At 47.8% G+C, this 6,258-nt stretch carries 5 protein-coding genes; all 5 read left to right on the forward strand.

Annotated features, from left to right (window positions below):
- The first annotated feature begins 27 nt into the window (after nt 1–27).
- Nucleotides 28–1,476 carry a gamma-glutamyl-gamma-aminobutyrate hydrolase family protein gene (locus LLG09_08685; protein ID MCE5197184.1) on the forward strand — a complete coding sequence of 483 codons (1,449 nt, stop codon included), beginning with the start codon at nt 28–30 and terminating at the stop codon, nt 1,474–1,476.
- Between the two features lie 283 nt (nt 1,477–1,759).
- Nucleotides 1,760–3,175, forward strand: a complete 1,416-nt coding sequence (locus LLG09_08690) for a pyruvate carboxylase subunit B (GenBank protein MCE5197185.1) — start codon at nt 1,760–1,762, stop codon at nt 3,173–3,175.
- 204 nt (nt 3,176–3,379) lie between these two features.
- Complete coding sequence (locus LLG09_08695; protein ID MCE5197186.1) at nt 3,380–4,069, forward strand: hypothetical protein; 690 nt, start codon at nt 3,380–3,382, stop codon at nt 4,067–4,069.
- Between the two features lie 13 nt (nt 4,070–4,082).
- Complete coding sequence (locus LLG09_08700; GenBank protein MCE5197187.1) at nt 4,083–4,310, forward strand: helix-turn-helix transcriptional regulator; 228 nt, start codon at nt 4,083–4,085, stop codon at nt 4,308–4,310.
- A gap of 162 nt (nt 4,311–4,472) precedes the next feature.
- Complete coding sequence (locus LLG09_08705; GenBank protein ID MCE5197188.1) at nt 4,473–5,879, forward strand: beta-lactamase family protein; 1,407 nt, start codon at nt 4,473–4,475, stop codon at nt 5,877–5,879.
- The last annotated feature ends 379 nt before the right edge of the window (nt 5,880–6,258 follow it).

The following is a 6,258-nucleotide window of genomic DNA, read 5'->3' on the forward strand; positions in this document are numbered from 1 at the left end:
GATTATCAAGCGAAAGGATGATATTTCATGCTGAAACCGAGACTTCTAATCATTGGAGAAGACGGTATCGGCGCCGACGGGACGCCTTTGAACGTGATGAGCAACGCTTATGGCGAGGCGGTTGCCAAAGCGGGTGGTCTGCCGATTTGGGGTTTCGACATCAGAGCCGCAAAGGAGTATTGTGATCTGGCGGATGCTTTATTACTGACCGACGGTTTGGATCTGCATGTTTACCGTTTTGGTGAAATTTACCGGGATGCCGCCGAGATGCATTCCTTCAGTCGAACACGGGATGATCTGGATTTCCGGCTTTGCCAATTGTTTTACGAGGCAGGCAAACCGATTATGGGTATCGGCCGCGGCATGCAGGTCCTCAATGTCGCTTTGCAGGGAACACTCTATAAAGATTTGAATAAAGATACCAGCCTCAGGCATCCCGGCGCCGTTCAGCCGCCGGCGCAGCCGCCGCTGCCGGTGACGTTTGGTTTTCACCCTATTCAGGCCGAAGCGGACACGCTGCTTTCTTCGGTGATTCATAGCGGTGCGACCGTCACCAGCTGCCATAAACGGGCAGTCAAAACCCTGGCTCCCGGTATGAAAGTGGCAGCCCGGGCCGAAGACGGTGTGATTGAAGCCATCGCTCATCAAAGCAAGCCGGTTTTTGGCGTGCAATGGAATCCGGAACGGGAAGTAGACGGCGTGCTGCAGGATGGTGAACTATTTGCCAAATTGATCGAACTGTGTCAGAAAAACACCGAATCGGTAATGACGCAGAAGAAACCGATTTTTCTGATTTCCGGTGGCCCGGCGATTGATCGGGAATTCTTTTCACTCGGTCATGTTTTGAACAAAACCTATTCCGCTGCTTTTGCTGCGGTTGACGCCGTACCGATTTCACCGCTGGATATGAATAGTTTGGATGAATATATGGCCATCGCAGACGGCCTGGTCTTGTCCGGTTCCCATGCCTATGCGCCGGCTCCCGGCTTGCTGACGCCGGAAATGCAAAAAATTCGCACTCCGGACGATCATGCCATGATCCGGGCCGCCTTAAAAGCTCAGAAACCGATTTTTGGCATTTGTCTTGGTATGCAGGAAATCAACGTCGTGCTCGGCGGGGATTTGGTGCCGAACTTTAAATTGCAAGACGGTGTGGAACATATGATGACGGAACACACCATCAAAGTGGATCCAAATTCGCTCCTGGCGGACTTATTTGGCAGTGAATTTTGGATCAACAGCCGTCATAATGTAAAAGTTGGCCATGTCGCCGAGCATTTGCGGATTACTGCTTACTCCAAAGACGGCGTGGTGGAAGCCTGTGAACATGAAACGTTGCCCATCTATGGCTTCCAGTGGCATCCGGAACGCATGCGCGGTGACTTTCCGGAACCGCCTCAGGGCCCCGATATGACACCGCTCTTTGCCTGGTTTGCAGATTTCTGTATCAAAGCAGCAAAGCAAAAGAGCGGCTAGATCCGGTTCCTATTTTTAACGGGCAGGGAATCTTTCAGGATGATTGAGAGAATCCCCGCCTTTGTTTTGCCGGCATGCCGATCGGCGATTTTCTTTCTCTTTCTGAATAGCCATTCTGACGGCCGGCGGCTGTGGTTCACTGCAGTTAAAAAAGCAAGCGGAGACAGAGATCTGCAGCAGAGTGCGTGTTTTCGGGATGGATAGTAAAGATTTATGTAAAGTGCAGGAACTTGTGTAATGTCTCACGAATAGATTGACATATCATATATATGGAGGTCTCTACATGGTTGAAGTAAAGGCAAAGGCAATAAAGATTTGCGATACAACGCTGCGTGACGGTCATCAATCGTTAATGGCAACGCGTTTGAAAATGAGCGACATGATGCCCCTGCTCGAACCAATGGATCAGCTTGGATTCTATTCTGTCGAGTGCTGGGGCGGCGCTACCTTCGATTCCTGTCTGCGTTATTTAAATGAAGATCCCTGGGAAAGACTGCGGACGTTCCGCCGTTATTTCAAAAACACCAAGCTGCAAATGTTGCTGCGCGGTCAGAATCTTTTGGGTTATAAACCCTATCCGGATGATGTCATTGAATTATTTATCAAAAAAGCGGTCGCCAACGGCATGGATATCATCCGCGTTTTCGATGCTTTAAACGATCTGCGCAATCTGGAAACCTCGATTCGCGTCGCAAAAGCAGAAGGTGCGCATGTACAGGGCTCCGTTGTTTATACGGAAAGCCCTGTGCACACGCCGGATCTTTATGCGAAGCTAGCCAAAGAACTGCAGCAAATGGGTTGCGATTCCATCTGTATCAAAGATATGGGCGGGATCATTTCTCCCACGATGGCGTTTGATCTGGTTACCAGCATCAAGCAGGCGGTTAGTTTGCCAATTGAACTGCATTCCCATTATACTTCCGGTATGGCCGGAGCCGCTTACCTGAAGGCAGCGGAAGCCGGCGTGAATATCCTGGATACCGCGCTTTCTCCGCTGGCGATGGGTACTTCTCAGCCTGCCACCGAAACCATGGTAGCCATGCTGAAGAACACGCCCTGGGACACCGGCCTGGATGTCGCCAAGATGTATCCTGTCAGCGCGATTCTGCGCCAGGAACTAAAAAATTATAACATCAAATATGATGTGGTCGGCGGCGTTGACGCCAATGTGCTTACCTACCAGGTACCGGGCGGTATGCTGTCCAACTTCGCCGAACAGCTGGGGCCGAATGTCAACCGACTGCCGGAAGTGCTGGAAGAAGTACCGCGCGTCCGCGCTGATTTAGGTTATCCGCCGCTCGTCACTCCCACCAGCCAAATGGTTGGTTCCCAGGCGGTGATCAATGTCTTAAGCGGTGAGCGCTACAAAATGGTTACCAATGAAGTGAAAGCCTATTTGGGTGGGCAATATGGTCAGGCTCCCGGTCCGATTGATGAAACCTTCCGCAAATCGATTATCGGCGATGCCCCTGTGCTCGATCATCGTTATGCCGATGATCTGGAACCCGGCTTGCCGGCTGCCCGCAAAGCGATTGGTTACCTGATGGAAACCGATGAAGATTTGCTTTCCTATGTCGCTTTCCCGCAGATTGCCGAGAAATACCTGAAAGAGCGCATGGCGGGAAAAACCAAAACCGATTATAACATTGCCGACGAAAATGAAAAAGACGGCAAGAAGGGTGTTTACCCCGTTCAGTAAACCATAAAAAACCGTTCACTTGATCGCAATCAAAAGTGAACGGCTTTTTTTGTACAAAGGCTGCCGGGCAAAGCGTAAATGCTATATAACATAAAAATATTAACGATAAACATTTAAAAATAGTTGAAAAACATTTTCTGATCTGTTATACTTCGGTTATGACAACCAGAAGGGAGTCTTACAAAAAGAAGGGAGTCTTACAAAATGGAACTGAAAAAAATCAGATCGATCAGTAAATTTGCCTATTACGCTTGTCTGATCCTTCGCATTCTGATGTATGTGGGAATCGTAGCCGGTCTGGTATTCATTAGTTATTCGCCTCGAGTTTTTGAAACAGCGGAAATGAACCAAATTGTCGATTTCTCTCTGAGCGTCGAGCTGTCAAACTTAACGGAAAACCAGCAAAAAGAGATAGCTGATTGGATGGAAAAAAATGAAGATAATACTTTCCTCTCTTTACAGCAAGAGAATAATCAAGTCAGGGTCATCTTTGATGCTCCAGTTTTACGTGTATTTAAAGATGAAATCAATTACGAGATCTTATTTCTTGCTGCAACTACGTTTCTGTTATCTTTTATCATGCTCTATCTGGGTAAGATATTCAAGGAGCTTTATCAAGGTGAATCACCGTTCACAAACTCCATCTTCGGGTACATGAAAATGATCTGCCGGTTGTTTGTTGTCTTCATTTTACTGCCGGAATATTCTATTGCTCCAGAGATTAACCTGTTCAATAACAAAATGGTCAATGTCAACCTAATCTCTTTGAAATCTGCTCATTGGAGTTTCAATTTTAGTTTGGAAGAAGCCATATTCGTGATGATCTTTTTTGTTCTGACCTATATTATCGAGTACGGCTGCAAACTGCAGCAATTGTCCGATGAAACCTTATAGGAGGAGAGATGAAATGGCGATCATACTAAGATTGGATCGGGTCATGGCAGATCGAAAAATCTCCTTAAATGATTTAGCGGCGCAGGTGGGTATCTCCAATGTAAATTTATCGAAAATTAAAACCGGAAAGATTAGTGCGATCCGCTTCTCTACGCTGGATGCCATCTGTGCTGCCCTGAAATGTCAACCGGGGGATATTCTGGAATATCAGAATACGGCAGAAGAGCAAAACCGGGAATGAATGTTTTTTTTCTAACCACGGGTCTGTCTCAAAGCGAGTGTTGCTCAAGAATAGAAGTACTTTATACAGGGTTTGCTTGAGAATTAAGCTTTCCGGCAGGTTTTCCCGGTCGGAACAGCGAAACAATTTGACGACGAAGCGGATCAGAAAGAAGGAGTGCTTATGCCAGGTGATTGGAGCGGGTTTTCTCAATATGTTCAAACTCTGCTGCAAAAGGGTTCCGTGCCAGGTGCCCAGGTTTGTGTGCGGGATGCAAATGGTATTGTTTATTCCGAAAGCTTTGGTTATCGGGATGAAGCAAAAACAAAACCGGTCAACGCAGAAACCATTTTTGGTATTGCTTCCATGAGTAAATCCGTGACCAGCTGCGCTGCTGCTTTGCTGGAAGCGGAAGGTAAGCTTAATTTCGAGGATCCGGTTGAAAAATACTTACCCGGCTTTCGGATCCCCGGCATGCCGCCGGAAGCGGTTTTGCTTGATCATCTGGCAACGCACACAACCGGTATTCCCCCGATTCCCACTCTGGCCTGGTCGATGGCGGCTCATACTAAGCCGGATCCCTGGGAAGAAGAAGAATATCAAAAATTGCTGCTGCAGGCAAAAAGCAAGATCGATACCATCCAGGATATCATCGATTACATCGCAGCAGGCGATTATACTCCCTTGGGGCAGGCGGGTGAATACCGCAGTTACTCCAATGAGGGTTATGCCTTGCTATCCAGTGTGATCGATGCGGCTGCCGGTGAGCCGCTGGAGCGTTATCTTAAAATGCGTCTCTTTCAGCCGTTGGGTATGCAGCATACTACGTTCAGCTTAGAGGAAATTCTGGCCGGCAATAATGTTACCAGCCTCTTCGTCAAAACGAAAGAAGGGGTCAAAGCTTCTGACATCTGGGATAATGCGCCGCCTTACCGCGGCTGCGGTTGGATCAAATCGACAGCCTCGGATATGACACGCTATTATTTGATGCTGGCGCAGTCCGGTTGTTATGAAGGCAAACAGATTCTGCCCAAAGGCTGTACAGAGCGTTTATTTGGCAATCGTTTTGCCGAAACAGCAGAAGGGAAATATTGCTGCGGTTTAAACAAGCGAACCTTCTTTAACCATGTCATTTGTGATCATTCCGGCGGTTTGAAAGGGGTCGCTTCCCGCGGCGGTTTCCTGAAAGACGAATCTTATGCGGTTACCGTTCTCACCAATCTCAGTAACTTCAATACGGCCCCCATACTCAATGGCGCCTTCAATTTGAAAATGGCTCTGCCAATGGAGCAAAGTCATCAATGGGCAATTCCGAGCGGTGCAGTCCCGCAAACCCCGGAAATGTATCTCGGCCGTTATTGCATCAAAGAAGGATCTTCCGTCGAAATCCTGGTAAGCCAAGCCGAAGACGGACAGCTGCAGGTCACGGTGGAAGGCGTTTTGATGCCGCTATTGTATTGCGGTAAAACGAATTTCCTGCTGCTGCCGCCCGATACCAAACTGGAAGACGGAACGCCGGTCACCGCTTTCATCAGAGGAGGAAAAGCGTGGGCTCTGCTGCGCGGTTCACGCATGATTCAGCGGATTTAACAGACAGAGGATCCCGGTCAATCGTCCGGCCGGGATCCTGTCGCATTTTTTATTGCTGAATTATTGATTCTGGTCAGGCGAAATTGTTTAAAAATCAGAAAAATAATTGCCCGAATTGCCCTTGAAAAGGTAAAACATGCTGATTCTAGCCAATCACACAAAATTCCAGCCTGCTTTCGGGTTGACAAAGCAAAACCGCTATGTTACTATAAGCAACGTTGTCAGCAAGACAGCAAAAAACAGATCCTTGAGAACTAAACAGCGAAAGAAAAAAGACGAAGAAAAGAAGAACCGGTCAATTCAAAAAACGAGTGACCGAAGAGGAGATGTCATGTGCGTGACAGGGAATCGAAGGGGTTACAAAAAGTCATATCATAAA

The sequence above is a fragment of the Negativicutes bacterium genome (assembly GCA_021372785.1).
Taxonomy (GTDB): domain Bacteria; phylum Bacillota; class JAAYKD01; order JAAYKD01; family JAAYKD01; genus JAJFTT01.